Source organism: Candidatus Doudnabacteria bacterium, assembly GCA_037200925.1.
Classification (GTDB): Bacteria; Patescibacteriota; Doudnabacteria; order UBA920; family O2-02-FULL-48-8; genus JBDTSL01.
The window spans coordinates 567489-586645 of record JBBCGO010000001.1; the positions used below are offsets into that span (position 1 = coordinate 567489).

Sequence of the window (19157 nt, forward strand, 5' to 3'; positions counted from 1 at the left end):
TTAACAAATCAATAAATTTAAGCACATATTCGGTCCGGGCTTGGCTTGGGCTGATAAAGAAAGGTTTCTTTATGCCAAAATATGAGCTGATGTATATTTTATCTTCAGCCGTCTCCGACAATGACGTGCCCACTGTCAGTTCAGAGGTCGACAAATTTTTGACTGACAATGGCGCGACGATCCTTACCCAAGAAATGTTGGGCAAGAAAAAATTGGCCTATCCAATTAAGAAAACCCGGAACGGTTTTTATGTTCTGGAAACTTTTAATATGGAAGGGTCCAAGCTGCAAAGCTTGGACAATAAACTTCGCTCCATGGAACCGATCATCCGCTATCTGGCCGTGAACGTGGATGATCAGGAACGGCGCGCGATCAAAGACCGGGGCATTCAAGACAAAATGAAAGCCGCACGCAAGCCTCAAAAGATCGAAACAGCAACGCCTTTGGTGCCGGAAGTCAAATTGACTGACACTGAACTCGAGAGCAAAATTGAAAAGGCAATTGAATCCGAAGATCTAGCTAAATAATTAATTCAAATATATGGACCTGAATAAAGTCATGATCATCGGCCGTCTGACGCGCGACCCGGAAGTCCGCACCACGCCAAGCGGCGCCAATGTTGCTTCGTTCTCAGTGGCGACCAGCTTTAACTGGACCGACCAGCAGGGGCAGAAAAAAGAACAGACCGAATTCCACAATGTCGTGGCCTGGCGCAAGCTGGCGGACATTGTCGGACAATACCTGAAAAAAGGAACCCAGGTCTATATCGAAGGGAGGCTTTCGACCACTTCCTGGGACGATAAGACCAGCGGACAGAAACGCTACCGCACAGAGATCGTGGCTGACAACATGATCATGCTCGCCCGCCCGGGCGGAGCTTCGCAAACGGGTTCGGGCAGTTACACTCCGCCTGCATCTACGCCCAATCAAACACGTTTGGCCGAACAGCCGGAACCCAAATCCGACATTCCGGAAATTCAAATTGACGACTCTGATATTCCTTTTTAATAATTAGAAATTTACATTATGGCAGCCCCAATAAATAATATTAAAAAACCTTGCCTGTTCTGCACGGAAAAGATCTCTTTCGTGGATTACAAAGACACGCAATTCATGCGCCGGTTCATGAGCCCGCATGCCAAAATTTTGTCGTCTAAAAAAACAGGCACTTGCGCCAAGCATCAGCGGATGGTATCAACCGCACTGAAGCGCGCCCGCCACATGGCACTGTTGCCATTCGTGAGCTCTTAAATTAATTACGAAAAAATTGAGTCGCAGTTCCGACTTGTCGGGACGAGAACAATTTTTTCGAGAGGAGCAATATGTAGACCGGAGCATAATCGCTGAAAGCGATTTGCGAAGTGTCTACCAATTGTGACGAAATGGCAGTTTTAGATTTTTCCGATCTCAAAGGGACGGGCCAGATCATCAAATATAACGGCGAACCCTACCAGATCATCTGGTCAAATTTTATGCGCACCGCGCAAAGAAAACCGGTGATCCAAGCTAAACTGAGAAACCTCATGACAGGCAAGGTCATGGAGTACTCATTTAAATACGGCGAAAAGATCCCTGAGGCTGACGTCATCAAACGAAAATGCCAATATCTCTACGCTGACGATGAGGGCGCACATTTCATGAACCCGGAAACCTTTGAAACCATCATGGTGCCGAAAGTCCTGGTGGAGGACCAGGTTAAATTTCTCAAAGAAGGCACAGATACCACGATCATGTTTTTTGAGGATAAGCCGATCGCGCTGGACCTGCCGGTCAAGATAGACCTCAAAGTCACGGAAACCGCGCCCGGCGTGAAAGGCGATACTGCCACGGGCGGCACGAAGCCCGCGACACTGGAAACCGGCCACGTGGTCAATGTGCCGCTGTTCATCAAAGAAGGCGATACGGTCAGAGTAGATACAAGGTCCGGTAATTACGTCGAAAGAGCTTCGCAATAATAATTTAATAAAAAACCGCCTCGTACATACGAGGCGGTTTTATTGCTATTATTAAATACTCAACTGATTATCCATGCGGGTAGTGATCGTTCCGCCGGACGGCAACGAAAGGTCCAAACTGTTCGCCGGTACAACTTCTTTCAGTTTCAATCCCCAGGAATTAAACACATCCATGCTGGGGATGCCGACCCTGCTGCTGTCCTTCGCCATATAGATCGTGCCGTGGTCATTGATAAGCGTTCCGTCCGGATGAGCAATGCTTGAATTTGATATTGGCGGCAAGGTGACCATAAATGAAGTGTCTCCGTCAGCCGCATTGGCAAATGAATAGCCCAATTCCAGGAACGCCGGGGCATTGGTGAAACCCGTGCGCAAACCATTGGTAATCAGATAGATCGTACCGTGGTCATTTATCAAAGAACCGTTCCTTGGCGGTATAAAATAAGTTGTGGTTGTATTTGCTCCTGTGGGTGTGTAAGTTGTCAGAGGTAAACTCATATCATCGGCAGTCGCGATGATGACCGTTTCCCACTGGTTAAAACCATATGACAAAAAAGCTCCGGCAGAAGTATACGGACTTCGGTGACCTGATTGAATTCTGTATACCGTCCCATCCGGTCCTAAGACGTTCGTATTATCGGGATGAGGAAATAAACTCGCCCCGTTCGCGTTCACGGTCAGACTAAATTGCTTTGTCTTCACCAAGCCCATATTATTATCCAAGCTCAAAGTGATATTATACGTTCCGGCAACCGTAGAGGTGCCGGCCAGACTGATATCATTCGTCGCATTGGCGCCTATTATCGTGGTAACAGAAGTGACGGGTGAAGGCCCGTCCACAATCGGCATGCCGATTCCCGGCGGAAGCCCTACATAACGGACAACGATCCCTGAATTGCCGGATTGAGCAAAGGATACGTTAGCTGAATACGGCTGGCCAACCACGGCATTGGGGAGAGGAGAGGAAGTGGTAATGGAAATACTGCCTGAATTCGGTGAAACTCCCGAACTGGATGAAAACGACGAATCGGCTGATGAAATCGTCATGGTCGGGCTGATAATTGAATTAAAACCTTGGGTCTGGACTTGATTTCCGGTATCATCGGAGGCGCTAAGTTGATCCAAGAGAAATTGAAATTGAGAGCCGATTGGTGCATTGCTTCCAAAAAATACCCAAACAACGAAATTTTTGTTTGCACCATTGGCAATAACCCGGGGTGGCGACAAAGTAAACACAGCCGAGCAATTCTCGTCCATACTTACGGTTTGTCCCAATCGGGACGCAGTATCAGCATCGTAAAGAGTTATCAAAGTAGCGTAATTGCAGAATGAAGTATTAAGAGCGTCCAAACCAAAACCGATCTGATTGATGGAAACATTGCCTCCCGTTGCTCTGGCATTAAATTTCAGAATTTCAGTGGACGTCCCTGCAATAATGGAAGCGGATGCGGGACTGAGCGGACTTAAGATGAGGCCGGCAGAAGAAGTTGTCTGAGCTTGCGCTGGCGTCCATCCTGAAATAATCAGCAAAATCAAGCAAGACGCAAAAATTCTGGAAAAAATAAATTTTTTCATTTTAAAAATTATGGGATGACTATCACGGAACCATGGGTTGTCGGATTCAAATGGTCATGGAACCCCCAGGTCCCGAGTTTCGTAAACGTGTAAGAATAGGTACTGCCGGGTGTTACGGGCTGCAAAGCGTCAAAGCCGGGCAGATCAGTATGGGTCGGGTGCGGGTTTGAGGCCGGCCAATGCCCTTCTGAGTCTGTATTTTTAAAAATAACGGTAGCTCCTTGTTTGATTGTAACCGCGGCCGGATTAAACCCTTTTGATGTCATGTCAATTTCCGGAGTTTGGCTCACGGCTTGAGTTGTAGTTTGGGCCTGTTTATTGCATGCAGCCGCCAGAAGCATGAGCCCGAAAACCGCAACAAATATTTTTTTCATTAAATTCCCCTGTCGCGCATGGCTTCCGCTATGCGATTAATCGCCAAAATAAATGCGGCCGTCCGAAAATCTGTATTGTATTTTTCTCTGGATGACAAAACATTTTGCCAAGCTTCTGTCATATAAACTGTCAATTTTTTCAAAACTTCCGTTTTGGTCCAGTAATAGCCGCTTAAGTTCTGCGACCACTCCAGATAGGAGGTCGCCACTCCCCCGGAGTTCGACAAGACATCCGGAATAACCCAGATCCCTTTCTTGTGCAAAATTATATCAGCTTCGGGCGTGGTCGGGCCATTGGCCATTTCAATAATCACTTTGGCCCTGATCTTTTTGGCGTTGCCTTTATGAATTTGGTTTTCCAAAGCGGCCGGCACCAGGACGTCCACGGGCAGTTCCAATAATTTTTCATTGCTCACATCAATTGTACCCGGAAATCCTTGCAGCATACGGTTTTCCTCTTTATATTGATGGATTTTTTTTATATCCAATCCGCGGGGATTATAAATTCCGCCTTTGGAATCTGACAAGGCCACGACTTTAAACGCGGCCGCAGAAGCAAGCTCGGCAAAAAATGAGCCGACATTACCGAAGCCCTGCACAGCCAGACTCGCATTTTTTTTAAGTCCGCCGGCTTTAATTGCCTGTTTCAAGATCTCAACCCCGCCAAATCCCGTGGCCTCTTCCCGCCCCTGTGAGCCTCCCATGGAAATTGGCTTGCCGGTGATCACAGCCGGCGTAAATTTCCCCACCAGCTTGGAGTATTCATCCACCATCCAACCCATGATCTCTGGGGTCGTGTTGACGTCCGGCGCCGGCACATCCACGTCCGGTCCGATATTTTTATAGATTAGATCGATAAATTTCCGGCTCATCCGCTCCAGCTCGGGTTTCGATAATTTTTTCGGATCAACTGCTATTCCGCCTTTGCCCCCGCCGTAAGGTACGCCGACCACGGCGTTTTTAATGCTCATCCAAAATGCCAAAGCCTTGACTTCGTCCAGATCCACCTGGGGATGATACCTAAGCCCTCCTTTGAACGGCCCCCGGGCGTCATTGTATTGCACCCGCAATCCCTGAAAAATTTTCACTTCTCCGTTATCCATCTTCAATGGTATCGAAACTGAAATAACGCGAGTCGGCTGTTTCAGCAAAGCTAAGACTTGCTTATCAAGCTTTAAAACTGCCGCGGCATTTTCCAGCTGCTGCATTGCTGATTTGAAGGGATTGATTTTTGGCATATTCCATTTCTTTCTTTAGTTCGGAGCGCCCTTATCCCTGATCCATATGCAGATATTTTTCCACGTCCATGGCTGCCATGCAGCCCATGCCGGCGGCTGTAACTGCTTGCCTGTAGCGGTAATCGCGCACATCTCCCGCTACGAACACTCCGTCAATGCTGGTCTTGGTTTGATCTTTAGGAACGATATAACCCTTGGCATCCAAATCAATTTGCCCGGCGAAAATTTCCGTGTTGGGTTTATGGCCGATAGCGATAAAAACTCCTTCGATAGGGCGTTCTTCGATTTGACCGGTTTTGATGTCCTTAACTTTCACCCCGGTCAAATGATCACCGCCCAAAAATTCTTCAACTGTTTTATTAAATTCAATGGTGATTTTTGAATTGGTTTTGGCGCGGTCCTGCATGATCTGGGATGCGCGTAACTTATCGCTGCGGTTTAAGACAGTTACTTTCTTGGCAAACTTGGTCAGGTACAAAGCCTCTTCCATGGCCGCATCCCCGCCGCCGACGACAATGATGTCTTTTTCCTTGAAAAAGAAACCGTCACAGGTGGCGCAGGAAGAAATGCCCTTGCCGCGAAATTTTTCTTCCGACGGCAACCCGAGCCAGATGGAAGAAGCGCCCGTCGCCGCGATAATGCTTTCGCCCTGGTAAGTTTTATCGCCGACAGTCACCTTAAAAGGTTTTTGGCCAAAATCAACTTTTGTCGCATCCTCAAAAATTATCTCCGCGCCAAAACGTTTCGCCTGTTCGATCATCTTCTGCATCAGTTCAGGGCCCTGGATGCCGGAAGGAAATCCCGGGAAATTTTCCACATCAGTAGTGATCATCAATTGCCCGCCATAAATAAGCCCCCCGATGACAAGAGGTTTCAGATTAGCCCTGGCCGCATATAAAGCCGCCGTCAGTCCCGCCGGGCCGGAACCGATGATTATTACTTTTCTTGTTTCTGTATCCATATTATTTAACTCTCTTAATTTGCGTCCAATCGCTGGTCAACCCAAAGTTGCCTTTTTTCCTCATCAGCCAATCATAGCACGCCAATGCCGCAGTGGCGCCTTCCCCCGCTGAGATCACCGCTTGCTTGTAGGTGCTGTTCGTGGCATCGCCGGCCGCAAAGATCCCGTCCGCAGAGGTCGCTTGGCTGGCATCCGCTATTATCTGCTCCTGCTCATCTAACTTTACTATATTTTTCACCAAATTGGAATCAACCACATACCCGAGCTCGACAAACAAACCGTCCAAAGGAAGTTCTACCTGCTTGCCTGTTTTTAAATCAAGAAGCTGCAAACCGCTAACCGCGGTTTGCCCCAAAATTTCCTGGATCTGGACGTGCGAAATAAATTCCACATTTTTTTTCTTGAACAAAGTCTTGACCAGTCCTGAATTGCCCAAAAACTTCTCGGTTTTCGATAAAACGTAAACTTTTCTTGCGAACTTCGCGCATAACAATCCCGCGTCCGCGGCAATATCACCGATGCCGGCGATGGCTACGGTTTTTCCTTTGAACAAAGGTGCATCACATGTGGCGCAATAAGAAATTCCCTTGCCTTTCAGCTCTTCTTCCCCAGGCACGCCCAGATCTTTGGGTTTTTTCCCATAAGCCAAAATCAGGCCTTCGGATTTGTACTGCTTACCGTAAGCTGTGACAATGAAACCTGCGGAAGAAGGTTTTATTCGGGAAACTTCCGCTTGAATATACTGTGCGCCGAATTTTTCCGCCTGCTTTTTGACCCCATTGACCAGCTCAAAACCGCCGATCGCTTCTATCCCGGGAAAATTTTGGATCTCATCGGTAAAATTGGCCTGTCCGGCCACATCTTTGCCGATGACCAGGGTTTTTAAGCCCCTGCGGGCTGAATACAAAGCTGCGGCGAATCCGGCCACTCCGGCCCCCACTATAATCACGTCAAACATAAAGCAAATTTCTAATATCTAATTTCTAAATCCTAAACAAATCGCAAATCCCAAGCCTTAAAACTTTTTGAAATATATCTTTTGTCATTTTGAATTTATTTAGAATTTAGGATTTAATGCTTAGGATTTCTTTTTGATATCTCATTCGCCACGACATTTTCCAATAACTTTGCCACTGTAATCGGTCCTACTCCGCCCGGAGTCGGAGTGATCAATGATGCTGTTTTCGCCACGTTTTGAAAATCTACATCTCCATGCATCTTCTTGCCTTTAAATGAAACCCCCGCATCAATGACGATCGCTCCTTTTTTGATCATATTCGCTTTGATCAATTTGGCTTTGCCCACACCGGAGATCAAAATGTCAGCAATAAGGGTAATCTTTCTAAGATTCCTGGTGTCTTTATTGCAGGTGGTCAGCGTCACCGGCATGTGGATCAATAAATTGGTCAATGGCCTGCCGATCAGGTCCCCCTGCCCGACCAAAACAATATGTTTACCGCGAAGATCGATCTTATAATACTTCAAAATTTCCAGTATCGCGCCCGGGCTCGGCGGAGTCAGGATGTTCTCGGCGATCACCAGTTTGCCCAAGGATTCCCAAGTCAAAAAATCAACATCTATCAAAGGATCAAGAGCATTAAGAACTTTTTTCTTATCCAGATTCTTGGGCAGCGGCAGCTGAACGATAATGCCGGACAAGTTTTGTTTCTGGATTTTTTTGATCTCAGCGATCAATTTTCCCTCTGAAATACTGTTTGGGAATTTGTAGAGTGAAAATTTGACGCCGATGCTTAGTGCCGCTTCCTGTTTTTTGCGGACATAGGTTTCCGAGGGTCTGTCATCTCCCACCAAAACCACTGCCAAATGCGGATGCAAACCCAAACTTCGGATCTGATCCTTCAACTTTTTTAAAAGCTTACCCGCGATGGTTTTACCCTCAGCTATTGTCGCCATACAGTTTTTATTGTACCATATTACTTTGGTAACTCTTAGGCTCTTCTATCGATTAATATATGCAAGAAAATGACGTACAAAACCTGATCCGCGCGGCCCAGCAGGGTGATTCGGACGCGTTTGGACAAATTTACAACTTGTACGCCAAACAGATTTATAATTTCTTGTTCAATAAGATCCGCCACCAGCAAACCTGCGAAGATCTGGTCCATACCGTGTTTCTTAAAGCCTGGACGAATTTGCGCTCTTACCAGCCCCGGGCGAATGCCAAATTTTCCACGTGGCTGTTCCAGATCGGCAATTTCACTCTTATCGACCACTGGCGGACCAAAAAAAACACAACCGAACTTTCCTCAGTTGAAAACCTGGCCCAATTTGCGCTGGATTCTCAGCTGTACGAAGAATATGATTATTTATGGTCAGCTTTAGCAAAACTTCCCCTTTTATATCAGTCAGTTTTGGATCTGAGATTCAAGCAGGATCTATCGGTAAATGAAACTGCAAAGATATTAGGCAAAAGCCCGGTCGGAGTGCGCGTCCTGCAGCACCGGGCACTGAAAGCATTGCGCGCCAAACTTAAAAATTTATGATATTTTTTAATTCCAAATCGAAAAAGAAGATGATCAAACTGCTGAAAGATTCAGAGCAGGATTTTCGATTTGACGAACAACGGGTCAAAGACCGGCTGCTGTATAGCTTGCGCGAAACTCCTATTAAAGCACCTGCACGAACATTCTTCACATTTAGATTCATGAAATATTCGGCTTTGGTTGCCGGCCTGGTTATTTTTCTTTCTGCCACTTTTGTGCTGGCGTTAAACGCCAATCCCGGTGACAGATTATTCGGCCTGAATAAATTCGGGGAAAACGTCATCTTAAGCCTGCCTTTGTCCATGGAACAAAAAGCCCAAGTCCAAGCCGGTATCGTGACCCGCAGGCTTGAAGCTTTACAGGAGATTGAAGCGCAACCCGCAGGTCCGGGCCTGGAAACGAAGCAATTGGAAACCATAAAGGAATCGGACGAAAGCATTCAGAATGCGATAGACACTGTCACAGCCAACAAAGTTAAACTTGAAAACTCCGGACAAACGGCCAGTGCCGAAAAACTGGGCAAAGTGCTGGATCAGATCGACACGCTGGCGAAAAAACACGAGGACAGGATCAAGACCATCGAGACCCAGATGCCCGACCAAAAAGCCCAGCAAACAATTGACAATCACCTTAATGGAATTAAAAATTCCCGCCAAAAGGCCAGCATTGAACTGCAATCGCAGAAAACCGATGATCCCGTTGATTCCGCTGACCCTCAGCCGCAAGAGCAGAAAACCGATGATCCGGCTGAACCACAACCGCAACAAATGAAAGACACCAATCCGGTTAAGGGGAGGCAGCAAAAAAAGACGAAAGACAACAATTCAGCAGAACCGCAACCGCAAAAGATGAAACCTGATGATCCGGTTAATTCAAGCGAGCAAAAATCGCAACAGCAAAAACCTGACAATTCAGTCGAACATAAATCGCGAAAAAGGACGAAAGACAACAATTCAGGAAACTAAAAACTGCCTCAGGGGAGATGCTAAAAACTGCCCAGTGGGCAGTTTTTAGCCTTCAAGATATTTTATCAAGCTTGCCAGAAATTCCTTGCGGATTTCCATCTGGCGCTTAACGCCTTCCCAAACCAGAAGCTTGGTTTCATGGTCAAACACGATCTTATCCAAAATATGATCGGCATTGGCCTTGTATTTTGTTCCGGAACCGATATCAACCGTAAAAATTTCAAAATCCTTAACGTTTAGAGAAGTGTTATTTTGCAGCATGGTCAATATTGCGCGATATTCTTCGGGGATTGCCCGCTCGAGGGCTGCCAATGCGCCGACCGCAGTTTGCCATTCGGAAGTGGAATAAACCTCGGATAATTCGGCAATATAGTTCCGCGTCGGTTCTTTCGCCTCGGCCCGTTCGATCTCTTCGGAAGACAGCCCCAGCGCCATAAGCAGTTTCAACCAAAGCTCCCGACCGGTAATTGTGACCGTTCCCCGCTCAATTTTGCGCCCGGCCAGTTCTTCCAGCCGTTTCTGTTCCAGAATTTCCAATGCGCTTTCCGCGGTCGGGTCGTCCGATTCGGACAAATTGGCGATCGCAAAACGCAGAAACCCAGGATCGCCCTCGCGGCTGCCCAAAAACGCCTCAGCTGCCAAAAATCTTTGAAGAATAAACTTTTTTATCTTTTCCGGCCGCACTTTCGCGGTCTTCAGGATCAAGATCTCAGGCATTACCAACATTTGCTGGCCGATATGATCCATCAGCCATTCAATGAACTGTTCCCCGACGAATTCAGCCACCGCCTGTTCGGGATTGTTCACTGTATTAGTGTTGTCAGTCAATTCGTTCATGCCCTAAGTTTAGGCTAATCTTGAGTGGGAATGCAACTGCCCTTTTTTATGGGAAACAACGCGCCTGTTGATTAAAAATTCTTTAATCGCTATCTTTAACATGTTGCGCATTAAAAATCCTTCATGATAGTTGAAATTTTACAGGGAATTTTGAACATAATAAAAAGCGCGTTCATTGTTTTGATCGTTAAAACAAAAACTATTCCTGTAAAACCTCCGGACGATCATAACAATCTCAGCGACCATAAGCATTAGCTTCTCATTTGAAAAAAACTGGTATGCCGCAAGTATCCCGAAAAATCATCAAAAGTCATGATGGCTTAGATCTCTACTATGAAATCCAGGCTGTCGGCGCCGACAAGCCGACTCTGTTTTTTTTACACGGCGTGGGCGGGGACCTGGATGCCTGGCGTTTTATCCAGAACTCTCTTCCGGACCAGGATTTTTCAACCATTGCCATGGATCTGCGGGGCCATGGCCACTCCGGCCATCCGCGTTCACCGGAAAATTACCAAATGGCCAATCTGGTCAGTGATATTATAACGATTATTGATCAGGAAAAATTAGAAAAAATAATTTTGATCGGCCATTCTTTTGGCGCAGTGGTGGCTTATCGTTTTGCCATAGAAAATCCTGAAAAAATCGAAAAACTTATACTAATTTCGCCGCTTTTTACTTCTCCCAGCTACCTTAAGCATCCGGCTGCAAAAAAAATTGCGCACAAGCTGACTAATTTTATTGCGAAAGTCTCGCCAAAGCCTGTCCGGCCGGGACATTCAATATATCCGGTTGGAAAATTTCATAAAGACTATGAATGGGCAGGGCTCATTCGGACCATCTTTCATAATTCATTGAACAGCTACCTTTTAAGTTCCAAATTAATGATCGATATCGACGACAAAATGGCTTTGGAAAAACTTCCGGAAAAAACCTTGATCATAGCTGGTGCGAAAGACAGCATCGCTCTGCTTGCCGATACCCAAAGGATGCAAAAAAGAATTCCCGGTTCCAAACTTGAAGTGATTCCCGAAGCCAATCACGTAGTCATACTCAACAATTCTGCACAAGTATCCGGTTTTTTGCTCGATTTCATACAATAAAGCCTGGTTGACAAAGCCGGCGCTTTCTGGTAAGATTGGCTGTACAATTTAATACAGCCATATGACACGACTTATCTTACTAATCTTACTGCTGACAGTCGTATATTCGTGGGAAGAGTTCAAATACGTCTTGGTTGTAATTTGGTCCAAACTTAGGAAACAAAAACAGAATTATCAGATAAATCCCGAAGCTGACGTTCTTGTGTCAGATATAGTTTTGATCGCCACAATTCCTGCGAGCTTGGCATACTTGATCCTGAACTCGGCTTCTCTCCCGCTAAAACTGCTGGTTCTTCTGGGAGAATTTATTTTCCTGGGACTGATAATAAAAGGAGTCGAACAATATGCCGCTCGCCGGCGTTTCACCCGGCACTATGAAGGCGCTGACAAAGCTATTGCCGTAATCTATAGCCTCTCCGGCCTTGTCTCGCCCTCGTGGAATTTTGTCTCGCAAACTGCCAGATCCACCAGCCGTCTGGGAAAATATCTATTTGCTTTTGCCCTCCCGCTGGCAACCGGGCTGGCTTTAACCATCGCGGTACACAAACTAGGTATGGATGAATTCACGGACCGCCTGGATCAGCTGACAGCGATTGCGGTCCTGGCTTTGACCATGAATGTTACGATCGAAATCCTGGAACAGATATTCAAATCAAATCGCCTGCACTTAACCGCTTTAATGCGGATAGTTTTGGGTATTGCCATCATCTTCATTCTGGGAAGAATGTGAAAAAATCCTGAAAATCTGATGATTGAAAAATCTTTGGAATTTTTGTATAATACCCAAGCTTTCTCAAGTTCACGAAAAAACTGAGTCGCAACCGCCGAAGGCGGTGAGAACAAATTTTTTGAGAGGAGCAGTATAGATTACTTCACAAAACATGAGGCGCAGCGAAGCGAGCACATGTTTTGTGAAAGAGGAACAACATGTCGACCGTAGCGCATCCCCAGCTGGGGATCGCGAAGGTTCGACCGGTTGCGACGAGAGGTCCCATCGTCTAACGGTTAGGACGCCAGGTTTTCATCCTGGCAATCCGGGTTCGATTCCCGGTGGGATCACCAAGAAAGAAATCCAGCTCGTATGGATTTTTTTCTTGGTCCGGGAATCGAACGGGCAGCAGTGAGCTAGCACATCAGTGCGTAGCGAACGCCGATGGAAGCGAGTGCCGCAGCTTCCGGCGCTGCCCCGGACGCGAGCGCATAAGCGCGAGCCTGAGATTCCCGGTGGGATCACCAGATACTAGAGATAAAAAAACACGGATATTTGATCCGTGATTTTTTTCGTCACCATATTATTCCACCATTATATGCACGTCAGTCCGTTCCTGGCCAACACGGATCCAGAGCGCAGTTATGGAACCGATAAACACTAAAATAGCAGCCAGCAGGAATACCTGGGCGTAGGCTGAGACCTGGGCTTTGAGGATGATCAGTTCAATAAAAGTTTTATAGTCCGCCGGATTGGTGCTGTGCAGAACGCTGTTGCGGCCAAGATTTAAAACATTATGGTTAGTAAGGTTCGTGAGGATGGTTCCAAAAATGGCTATGCCGAAAGCGCCGGCAATATTGCGGACCAAAGCCAGTACGGAAGATGCGATGCCGATCTCATCCTGCTCTACCACCGAAGCCACTATGTTGGTGCGCTGGGCCATGCCAAACCCTAGCCCAAAGGCCATCACAGCCAATGGCAACATAATATCCAAGGCGGTTGATTTGGGGTCAATAAAAACAGACAGCAGATAAATTCCTAGTGCCGTCACAAACGTACTGGCCGCGATCACAAGTCCCGGCTTGACCCTGCCGATCAAGCTACCGCCGATGGGAGCGGCAAGGATCAGGGCTGCGGCCAGCGGAATAAACAAATAGCCGCTTTGCGTGGCATTGTAGCCTAAATATGTTTGAGCAAAGATCGGGACTAAAAATATACCGCCCATAAGGCCCATGAAGACTATGAAATTGTTCCAGAGCGTGTTGACGAAGGCCGGAATTTTGAAAAATTTCAGATCGACAATCGGGTCGGGCGAACCATGCTCAATGCGGACAAAAATATATGTGAATGCAACGACGGCTATGTAGCACAAAACAGAGTTAAGGGAACTCCAGCCCCAAGCAGTACCCTGGTCAAGGACCAGGACCAGCGCGCTTAGGGCAATCCCTAAAGTTATGGCGCCCCACCAGTCAAAGTGGGTGGTAATTTTTTCCGAAACCGACTCGCGCACAAAAGTAATGGCCATAAAAAGTCCCACAACCCCTACCGGAATGTTGACCAGAAATACGGAACGCCAGCCGAAATTGTCTATCAGCGGGCCGCCGATGAGCGGACCAAATACGGCTGCGGCTGCAAACGAAGATGACCAGATGCCCAGAGCCTGGGCGCGTTCTTTTTGTCCCTTAAAAGTTACGGCCAAAATGGCCATGGCCGTAGGGTAGTCCGCGCTGCCGGCTATGGACTGGATCACCCGGAACACGATCATGGAGCTTAAATTCCAGGCCAGCCCCGCCAAGGCGGAGCCTAAAATAAAAATGGAAAAACCTAAAATATAAACTTTTTTCCGGCCGATAGTATCACCAAGTTTGCCCCAAATCGGCACAAAAATGGCATTGGCCAGAATATAGGCCGTGGCAATCCAGCCGGCCGCGGAAACTGAAATGCTGAAATCATTAATAATCTTCGGCAGAGCCAAATTAACGATCGTCTGGTCAAGACGGCCCAAAAACGTGCCCACGATCACGGTTAACAGGACCCACCATTTTAAGGACGGGGCTTCAGTCTGGATTTGTTCGGGGATCAAAGCCTCGGAATCCATTTAATTATTTGGTGAATATCGTCAGTTTCGCCGACATGCCGTTTTTAAGCTCCGGGTATTGGGTTGGATCAAATCTGACCTTGATATTGAACTGCTGGGTTTCGCGCTGGTCGGAAATATTGAAGACCACGCCGGACTGGTTGGAGGATGGGCTGATTTCATCCACGATCCCCTGGTAATTTTTGGAGCCGTAAGCATCTACTGAAAAAAAAGCTTCCTGGCCGACGCGGATCCTGTTCAAACCTTTGTTTTCGTCAATAGTCCCCACAACCCTCATCTGGTTTGGGTCGATCATAGTTACAACCATCTGGGTCGGATTGACGATCGTTCCTGCATTGTTCTGAATTGAAGTAATGATGCCTGCTATTTTGGTTTTGATCAGTTCTGTGCCGACCAAGGCTACCGGTGTATTGGCCGCAACCTCGTCGCCTTCATGAACGTAAACTTGCTGCAAGACTCCGGAAGCGTTCGGGGAAAGCACAATAGATGGCGCGTTGATTATCGAAGTATCAATGCCGACCCTGGAATTTGACATCTGCAAATACAAAACCCCGGCCGCTATAACCAAAGCCAGCACCACTAGCCCTGAGCTTTGCACCCATTTATTTTTCAGGACGGACTTTTTTTCCTCCGGCGCATTTGCTGTGCCGGCTGTGCTTATATTCTCTTTATCTTGTTCTGCTGACATAAATATTTTTTAAGGATATTTTTACTTCCCGAAATAAATAACCTGGTCGCCCTGGTTCAAGCCTGACGTAATTTCCACCATATTGTCCAAACCCGTAATGCCTGTTTGTACTTGTTGCTGGGTGACTGTGCCGTCCTGATTTTTCTTCAAAACTATTGCGGTTCCGTTTTGGGTAAACAACGCACTGGCCGGCACAGCCAGAACACCGGGATTGGTTTTATCGGTAATCGCTATATTGGCGCTCAAACCGTCTTTAATGCGGGCATCGTCGCTGGTAAATTGTAAGGTAATTTTATACCCCGAAACATTGTTGACAATCGTAGCCTTGGGATCTATGACAGCTACGGTTGCGGGGAACTTAACAGCACTGCCATAAGCGTCCGTGGTAATTTGGGCAGCATCGTTCAGATTGATCTTTCCCAGATCGGCTTCTGAAACATAACAAATTGCCTGAAATTTCTGGGCGGAAATCATGCTTATCTCTATCGTTCCGGCAGTGGCGGTTTGCCCGACCTTGGCCTCGACTTCTGTGACAGTGCCGTTAAACGGCGCGATGATCCTTGTTTTGCTGTAAGTGCTCAGTGCTGTTTCCAAATTCGCCCGCGCAGAATCAATTTGAGCCTTAGCCGCCGCTACATCTTCCGGCCGGGCTGCTGATTGGGTCAATTGCAAATTGGCTTCCGCCTGCGCCTCGGCTGCCTTGGCCGAATTCACTGCCGACTGTGAGGCGGTAACGTTCTGTGTCTGGGTTTGAAGTGCTGCTTGATAGGCGTTATAGTTGGGCACATAAGCCGGTGCGAAAGTGTTCGGAATTGTGACGGTCCAAGTATCCGCGGCAGAAGGAGTACTGCTGAACTGGATATATAAACCTTTTGTCCCGAGCACTGTGGGTGTGGTGGTAGTAGCATTTCCGGAAACCTCTTCCAATCCTAAAGTATGGAACTGTGTACCGCCGCCTGTGGCGTAAAGGCTGATATTGTACACTCCCTCAATTGTGCCGGTATAAGTCCCGGAAACGGTAATGGCCGAGCTATCAACATTGCCGGTGCCAGGAACCGCCGTAATGGAAGTATTCAATAATGCATTGTAGGCGTTTTGCACGGCAGTAGCCTGCTGGGTTTGAGTGGCAGCCAGAGTGTTGTTGGCATTTGCTAACGCGGTTTGAGCACTGGTTACCGTGGCTTGTGCCACCGCAGTCTGCGCATTGGTGGCGCCGGCAAGGACTTTTTGGTAATTGGCCTGGGCTACGGCAACCGCGGCATTGGCCTGATCCACCGAGGCACCGGCATCCCGGGCATTGAGTGAGGCCAGGATCCTGCCAATCTTGACCTGATTGCCCACCTGTACGGGCACCGAACTAATTGTGCCGTTTCCTTGGAAAGACAGGCTGACATTTTGCCCCGCTTGTACAGTACCATTGGTGGAAATCCCCCGCACTACATTGGCAGGCTTTACTTCTATAAAGCCGTATTGCGGACGGCTATTGAGCGCATGGCTTAAATAGATACCCGTTCCGGCAATGATGACAACAGCAACAACCACAAATATAGTGTATTTATTCATAAATATTTAGGCTTTTAGTTTTCTGATTATACACTTTTAACCAGAAAAAAGATAGAGGCCGTGGTTTGACTAACGGCCGTGATTTAATTTCCGATACAATGGGGTGAATTTGTCATACGCAAAGTTCACCAAAAAAATCCGACCTGATGATCGGATTTTTTTTAATATTTATTTTGCTATGTTTGTTTATTTCTCAATCGTAATCGTGGTAACATTTTGGGATTTGTCGCAATCTACGGCAATCTTGTGCGGCAATACCGAGCTCGATAACGTCACAGTGGTAAAATCATATGCGCCGAGGGTATATGTTTTAGAGTCAAATTTTATCGCATGCGATACAGATGCCCTGTTGTCTAGCATAATGGTCGTGCCATTTTTGAATACACCGGCGACGGGGAGAGCCTGGCAATTTTCCTGAAACTGGATCCGATTCTTGCCGTATTTCAGCAAAGCCGCATCGTAGGCCGGGTTACCGTTGGCCGAAGGTGTGGTGGCGACAGGAGTCGGGGCGGGAGTTGGCGTGGTGGTTGTGTTGCCGACAAGTGCCGCATTTTGGGAGTTATTATAACTGACTACCGCCCAAATAATGCCTACGACGACGATGATCCCCAGAACAACCCAAAGTGTTTTCTTATTGTCCATAAGTTTTAATATTAATCATTATGGTCTAATGATAGCGCTTAATTAAAATTCCGGCAATAGGCAATCTGGGCTATAATGTCTATGCGATACCATGAAAAAATCCCTGACAATCTTGGCAATTGAAACCAGCTGCGACGAAACTGCGGCCGCGGTAATTTGCGGCGGCAAAGTTAAATCCAATGTCATCGCCTCGCAAGCGAGGCTACATGCCAAATTCGGCGGCGTAGTGCCTGAGGTAGCGGCCAGATCCCATATCACGGCGATTATCCCGACCATTGACCTTGCCTTAAAACAAGCGAAAACCAAATTAGCTGATCTGGATTATATTGCGGTGACCCAGGGTCCGGGCTTGGCCACTTCCCTTATGGTAGGTATAGACACGGCGAGTGCGCTGGGTGCGGCTTTGGGCATCCCGGTCGTTCCGATCAATCATTTGGAAGCGCATATCTATGCCAACTTCGTTGGTACGCGAATAAAATTTCCGGCAATCGCCCTGATAGTCTCAGGCGGGCATACTTTATTGGTCCAAATGAAAAAACACGGCACATACCATGTTGTCGGCGAAACTGTAGATGATGCCGCCGGCGAGGCGTTTGATAAAACCGCCAAGATGCTGGGTCTTGGTTACCCGGGAGGCCCATTAATAAGCAAATTGGCAAAAAAAGGGAATCCGACCGCTTTTAATTTTCCGCGGCCCATGATCAACTCGAAAAATTTCGAATTCAGTTTCTCCGGACTTAAAACCGCGGTGCTTTATACTCTGCAGAAACGCAGAAAAATATCGCAGCAAGATAAAGCTGATGTCGCCGCATCGGTTCAACAGGCGATCGTGGATGTCCTGATCAATAAACTGGAAAAAACCATCATTCGCTACAAACCAAAAACGATCATGCTCGGCGGCGGCGTCGCTGCCAACGAAATGCTGCGCAATGAATTTACAAAACTGGCAAAAAAATATAAGTTTGCGTATTCCATTCCCAAATTTGAATATTGCACGGACAATGCCGCCATGATCGGCCTGGCTGCTTTTTATAGGCTGAAAAATATGCAATTGCGTGCAATTAATTTCAGCGCTAACCCTAATTTAAAACTAAAATAAAGCGAACTTCGTGCCCTTGTTATTTTTTAGATTTTCGGGGTATAATAAGCATCCGGACCCTGGGAGGCTTTGGTCATGATATTAGGTGTCAAGTTCGAGACGTCGTTCGATCTAATCCCCGAGATTGAGCTGAGAACCGAGCTTGATCTAAGGTTCAGCGGCCCTTTCCCGCTGGCACCTTCTAACCTTGGAGGCGAGGTTGACAGCAGAGAATACCGCAGGCAGAACAATCGATTCGGGCAAGGCGTTTCTGACTTCCTGCTCGAAGAAATGTCCGCCTTGAATTATTCTGATCTGAGAGGCGGCACGCTGCTGCACTTGGGCACAGGAGAGGGACATGACTTGGGGTACATCCCGAAAGCCATGGAAAATTACCTGAATATCATGCTGGTGGACGCGAGTAAAGTTGTATGTAGGCGAACCAAAATGCGTTTGCGCCGCATGCTCTCAAAAGAAAAGCTCCGCCTGGACAGATTCAACCAACCGGAGGTAGTGTTCGCAGATGCTGAAAAGCTCATTTTAGGAGGAGAATTCAGCCCGGGACTGATATCACTCGTCCTCGCATCGAGAATATTCCAGTTGATGTCGCTGGATAAAGTACAGAGGACACTGTTGGGATTAGGGCCTGTGCTCAGTCACAATGGCCGCATCGTGCTGGTCCACCCTTTTCCTGAGGACAACCAGGATATAAAGTGGGGACACACCACGCCTCATCAGCTAGCTGAAATTCTCAAACCATTGGAAGATGGGGCGAGAATGGCAGTGACGGTCGTCCGGGAGAAGAAACTCGTTTATTACGGCCAAGTCTACACAGGGATTGTCTTGGCCGGCGTGCTATAAGAGAGGGCA

At 47.3% G+C, this 19157-nt stretch carries 22 protein-coding genes and 1 tRNA gene; 12 read left to right on the forward strand and 11 right to left on the reverse strand.

Annotation, left to right across the window (positions count from 1 at the left end; genetic code table 11):
• The first annotated feature begins 71 nt into the window (after window positions 1-71).
• From rpsF to efp, 4 genes are all read left to right on the forward strand, one after another.
• The gene (gene rpsF / locus WDN47_03290; protein ID MEJ0021584.1) at window positions 72-527 is read left to right on the forward strand and encodes a 30S ribosomal protein S6; all 456 of its coding nucleotides are present in this window, start codon (window positions 72-74) and stop codon (window positions 525-527) included.
• A gap of 13 nt (window positions 528-540) precedes the next feature.
• The gene (locus WDN47_03295) at window positions 541-1008 is read left to right on the forward strand and encodes a single-stranded DNA-binding protein (protein MEJ0021585.1); all 468 of its coding nucleotides are present in this window, start codon (window positions 541-543) and stop codon (window positions 1006-1008) included.
• An 18-nt stretch (window positions 1009-1026) separates the two neighbouring features.
• Entirely contained in the window at window positions 1027-1251 is a 225-nt protein-coding gene (rpsR, locus tag WDN47_03300) for a 30S ribosomal protein S18 (GenBank protein MEJ0021586.1), read from the forward strand.
• Window positions 1252-1382: 131 nt separating this feature from the next.
• Window positions 1383-1955: an elongation factor P gene (efp, locus tag WDN47_03305; protein ID MEJ0021587.1), complete on the forward strand. Its 573-nt coding sequence runs from the start codon at window positions 1383-1385 to the stop codon at window positions 1953-1955.
• A 51-nt stretch (window positions 1956-2006) separates the two neighbouring features.
• On the opposite strand, the gene WDN47_03310 is transcribed toward efp, so the two are convergent.
• The 6 genes from WDN47_03310 to WDN47_03335 all read right to left on the reverse strand — a co-directional run bounded on the left by WDN47_03310 (window position 2007) and on the right by WDN47_03335 (window position 8017).
• Window positions 2007-3530 (reverse strand): hypothetical protein, encoded by a 1524-nt coding sequence (locus WDN47_03310; GenBank protein MEJ0021588.1) that lies wholly within the window; start codon window positions 3528-3530, stop codon window positions 2007-2009.
• 8 nt (window positions 3531-3538) lie between these two features.
• Window positions 3539-3904 carry a cupredoxin domain-containing protein gene (locus WDN47_03315; protein ID MEJ0021589.1) on the reverse strand — a complete coding sequence of 122 codons (366 nt, stop codon included), beginning with the start codon at window positions 3902-3904 and terminating at the stop codon, window positions 3539-3541.
• Window positions 3904-5142 carry a Glu/Leu/Phe/Val dehydrogenase gene (locus tag WDN47_03320; GenBank protein ID MEJ0021590.1) on the reverse strand — a complete coding sequence of 413 codons (1239 nt, stop codon included), beginning with the start codon at window positions 5140-5142 and terminating at the stop codon, window positions 3904-3906. Before WDN47_03320 ends, WDN47_03315 begins: the two co-directional genes overlap by 1 nt.
• Window positions 5143-5173: 31 nt before the next feature.
• The gene (gene trxB, locus WDN47_03325; protein MEJ0021591.1) at window positions 5174-6103 is read right to left on the reverse strand and encodes a thioredoxin-disulfide reductase; all 930 of its coding nucleotides are present in this window, start codon (window positions 6101-6103) and stop codon (window positions 5174-5176) included.
• 1 nt (window position 6104) lies between these two features.
• Entirely contained in the window at window positions 6105-7061 is a 957-nt protein-coding gene (locus WDN47_03330; protein MEJ0021592.1) for an FAD-dependent oxidoreductase, read from the reverse strand.
• Window positions 7062-7174: 113 nt separating this feature from the next.
• Window positions 7175-8017 carry a bifunctional 5,10-methylenetetrahydrofolate dehydrogenase/5,10-methenyltetrahydrofolate cyclohydrolase gene (locus tag WDN47_03335; protein MEJ0021593.1) on the reverse strand — a complete coding sequence of 281 codons (843 nt, stop codon included), beginning with the start codon at window positions 8015-8017 and terminating at the stop codon, window positions 7175-7177.
• Between the two features lie 59 nt (window positions 8018-8076).
• Between WDN47_03335 and WDN47_03340 the strand changes: the two genes are divergently transcribed.
• Both WDN47_03340 and WDN47_03345 read left to right on the forward strand, forming a co-directional pair.
• On the forward strand, window positions 8077-8607 hold the full coding sequence (locus WDN47_03340; protein MEJ0021594.1) for an RNA polymerase sigma factor: 531 nt from the start codon (window positions 8077-8079) through the stop codon (window positions 8605-8607).
• Window positions 8604-9572 carry a hypothetical protein gene (locus WDN47_03345; GenBank protein ID MEJ0021595.1) on the forward strand — a complete coding sequence of 323 codons (969 nt, stop codon included), beginning with the start codon at window positions 8604-8606 and terminating at the stop codon, window positions 9570-9572. Before WDN47_03340 ends, WDN47_03345 begins: the two co-directional genes overlap by 4 nt.
• 45 nt (window positions 9573-9617) lie before the next feature.
• Here WDN47_03345 and WDN47_03350 read toward each other — a convergent pair whose 3' ends face one another.
• Complete coding sequence (locus tag WDN47_03350; GenBank protein MEJ0021596.1) at window positions 9618-10409, reverse strand: hypothetical protein; 792 nt, start codon at window positions 10407-10409, stop codon at window positions 9618-9620.
• Between the two features lie 123 nt (window positions 10410-10532).
• On the opposite strand from WDN47_03350, the gene WDN47_03355 reads away from it, so the two are divergent.
• The 4 genes from WDN47_03355 (at window position 10533) to WDN47_03370 (ending at window position 12571) form a co-directional block, all read left to right on the forward strand.
• Window positions 10533-10664 carry a hypothetical protein gene (locus WDN47_03355; GenBank protein ID MEJ0021597.1) on the forward strand — a complete coding sequence of 44 codons (132 nt, stop codon included), beginning with the start codon at window positions 10533-10535 and terminating at the stop codon, window positions 10662-10664.
• An 8-nt stretch (window positions 10665-10672) separates the two neighbouring features.
• Entirely contained in the window at window positions 10673-11509 is an 837-nt protein-coding gene (locus WDN47_03360; GenBank protein MEJ0021598.1) for an alpha/beta hydrolase, read from the forward strand.
• 61 nt (window positions 11510-11570) lie between these two features.
• Window positions 11571-12239: a hypothetical protein gene (locus tag WDN47_03365; protein MEJ0021599.1), complete on the forward strand. Its 669-nt coding sequence runs from the start codon at window positions 11571-11573 to the stop codon at window positions 12237-12239.
• A 257-nt stretch (window positions 12240-12496) separates the two neighbouring features.
• A tRNA-Glu gene (locus WDN47_03370) sits at window positions 12497-12571 on the forward strand.
• A gap of 230 nt (window positions 12572-12801) precedes the next feature.
• Here the strand turns inward: WDN47_03370 and WDN47_03375 are convergent.
• The 4 genes from WDN47_03375 to WDN47_03390 form a co-directional block, all read right to left on the reverse strand.
• On the reverse strand, window positions 12802-14316 hold the full coding sequence (locus WDN47_03375; GenBank protein MEJ0021600.1) for a DHA2 family efflux MFS transporter permease subunit: 1515 nt from the start codon (window positions 14314-14316) through the stop codon (window positions 12802-12804).
• 4 nt (window positions 14317-14320) lie between these two features.
• On the reverse strand, window positions 14321-15004 hold the full coding sequence (locus WDN47_03380) for an HlyD family efflux transporter periplasmic adaptor subunit (GenBank protein MEJ0021601.1): 684 nt from the start codon (window positions 15002-15004) through the stop codon (window positions 14321-14323).
• Window positions 15005-15025: 21 nt separating this feature from the next.
• On the reverse strand, window positions 15026-16567 hold the full coding sequence (locus WDN47_03385) for an efflux RND transporter periplasmic adaptor subunit (protein ID MEJ0021602.1): 1542 nt from the start codon (window positions 16565-16567) through the stop codon (window positions 15026-15028).
• A gap of 186 nt (window positions 16568-16753) precedes the next feature.
• A complete protein-coding gene (locus WDN47_03390; protein MEJ0021603.1) occupies window positions 16754-17209 on the reverse strand; it encodes a hypothetical protein in 456 nt (151 codons plus the stop codon).
• 91 nt (window positions 17210-17300) lie between these two features.
• Here WDN47_03390 and tsaD point away from each other — a divergent pair, with 91 nt between their 5' ends.
• Together tsaD and WDN47_03400 are read left to right on the forward strand one after the other, a co-directional pair.
• Window positions 17301-18308: a tRNA (adenosine(37)-N6)-threonylcarbamoyltransferase complex transferase subunit TsaD gene (gene tsaD, locus WDN47_03395; GenBank protein ID MEJ0021604.1), complete on the forward strand. Its 1008-nt coding sequence runs from the start codon at window positions 17301-17303 to the stop codon at window positions 18306-18308.
• A gap of 75 nt (window positions 18309-18383) precedes the next feature.
• The gene (locus tag WDN47_03400; protein ID MEJ0021605.1) at window positions 18384-19148 is read left to right on the forward strand and encodes a hypothetical protein; all 765 of its coding nucleotides are present in this window, start codon (window positions 18384-18386) and stop codon (window positions 19146-19148) included.
• The last annotated feature ends 9 nt before the right edge of the window (window positions 19149-19157 follow it).

Bases quoted from the DNA above. Each gene is read 5' to 3' on its own strand.
- WDN47_03330 (MEJ0021592.1), bottom strand. From the start codon at position 7,061: ATGTTTGACGTGATTATAGTGGGGGCCGGAGTGGCCGGATTCGCCGCA.
- WDN47_03355 (MEJ0021597.1), top strand. From the start codon at position 10,533: ATGATAGTTGAAATTTTACAGGGAATTTTGAACATAATAAAAAGCGCG.
- WDN47_03345 (MEJ0021595.1), top strand. From the start codon at position 8,604: ATGATATTTTTTAATTCCAAATCGAAAAAGAAGATGATCAAACTGCTG.
- WDN47_03390 (MEJ0021603.1), bottom strand. From the start codon at position 17,209: ATGGACAATAAGAAAACACTTTGGGTTGTTCTGGGGATCATCGTCGTC.
- WDN47_03350 (MEJ0021596.1), bottom strand. From the start codon at position 10,409: ATGAACGAATTGACTGACAACACTAATACAGTGAACAATCCCGAACAG.
- rpsF (MEJ0021584.1), top strand. From the start codon at position 72: ATGCCAAAATATGAGCTGATGTATATTTTATCTTCAGCCGTCTCCGAC.
- WDN47_03375 (MEJ0021600.1), bottom strand. From the start codon at position 14,316: ATGGATTCCGAGGCTTTGATCCCCGAACAAATCCAGACTGAAGCCCCG.
- WDN47_03365 (MEJ0021599.1), top strand. From the start codon at position 11,571: ATGACACGACTTATCTTACTAATCTTACTGCTGACAGTCGTATATTCG.
- tsaD (MEJ0021604.1), top strand. From the start codon at position 17,301: ATGAAAAAATCCCTGACAATCTTGGCAATTGAAACCAGCTGCGACGAA.
- WDN47_03320 (MEJ0021590.1), bottom strand. From the start codon at position 5,142: ATGCCAAAAATCAATCCCTTCAAATCAGCAATGCAGCAGCTGGAAAAT.
- WDN47_03400 (MEJ0021605.1), top strand. From the start codon at position 18,384: ATGATATTAGGTGTCAAGTTCGAGACGTCGTTCGATCTAATCCCCGAG.
- WDN47_03310 (MEJ0021588.1), bottom strand. From the start codon at position 3,530: ATGAAAAAATTTATTTTTTCCAGAATTTTTGCGTCTTGCTTGATTTTG.
- efp (MEJ0021587.1), top strand. From the start codon at position 1,383: ATGGCAGTTTTAGATTTTTCCGATCTCAAAGGGACGGGCCAGATCATC.
- trxB (MEJ0021591.1), bottom strand. From the start codon at position 6,103: ATGGATACAGAAACAAGAAAAGTAATAATCATCGGTTCCGGCCCGGCG.
- WDN47_03315 (MEJ0021589.1), bottom strand. From the start codon at position 3,904: ATGAAAAAAATATTTGTTGCGGTTTTCGGGCTCATGCTTCTGGCGGCT.
- WDN47_03295 (MEJ0021585.1), top strand. From the start codon at position 541: ATGGACCTGAATAAAGTCATGATCATCGGCCGTCTGACGCGCGACCCG.
- WDN47_03385 (MEJ0021602.1), bottom strand. From the start codon at position 16,567: ATGAATAAATACACTATATTTGTGGTTGTTGCTGTTGTCATCATTGCC.
- WDN47_03335 (MEJ0021593.1), bottom strand. From the start codon at position 8,017: ATGGCGACAATAGCTGAGGGTAAAACCATCGCGGGTAAGCTTTTAAAA.
- WDN47_03380 (MEJ0021601.1), bottom strand. From the start codon at position 15,004: ATGTCAGCAGAACAAGATAAAGAGAATATAAGCACAGCCGGCACAGCA.
- WDN47_03340 (MEJ0021594.1), top strand. From the start codon at position 8,077: ATGCAAGAAAATGACGTACAAAACCTGATCCGCGCGGCCCAGCAGGGT.
- rpsR (MEJ0021586.1), top strand. From the start codon at position 1,027: ATGGCAGCCCCAATAAATAATATTAAAAAACCTTGCCTGTTCTGCACG.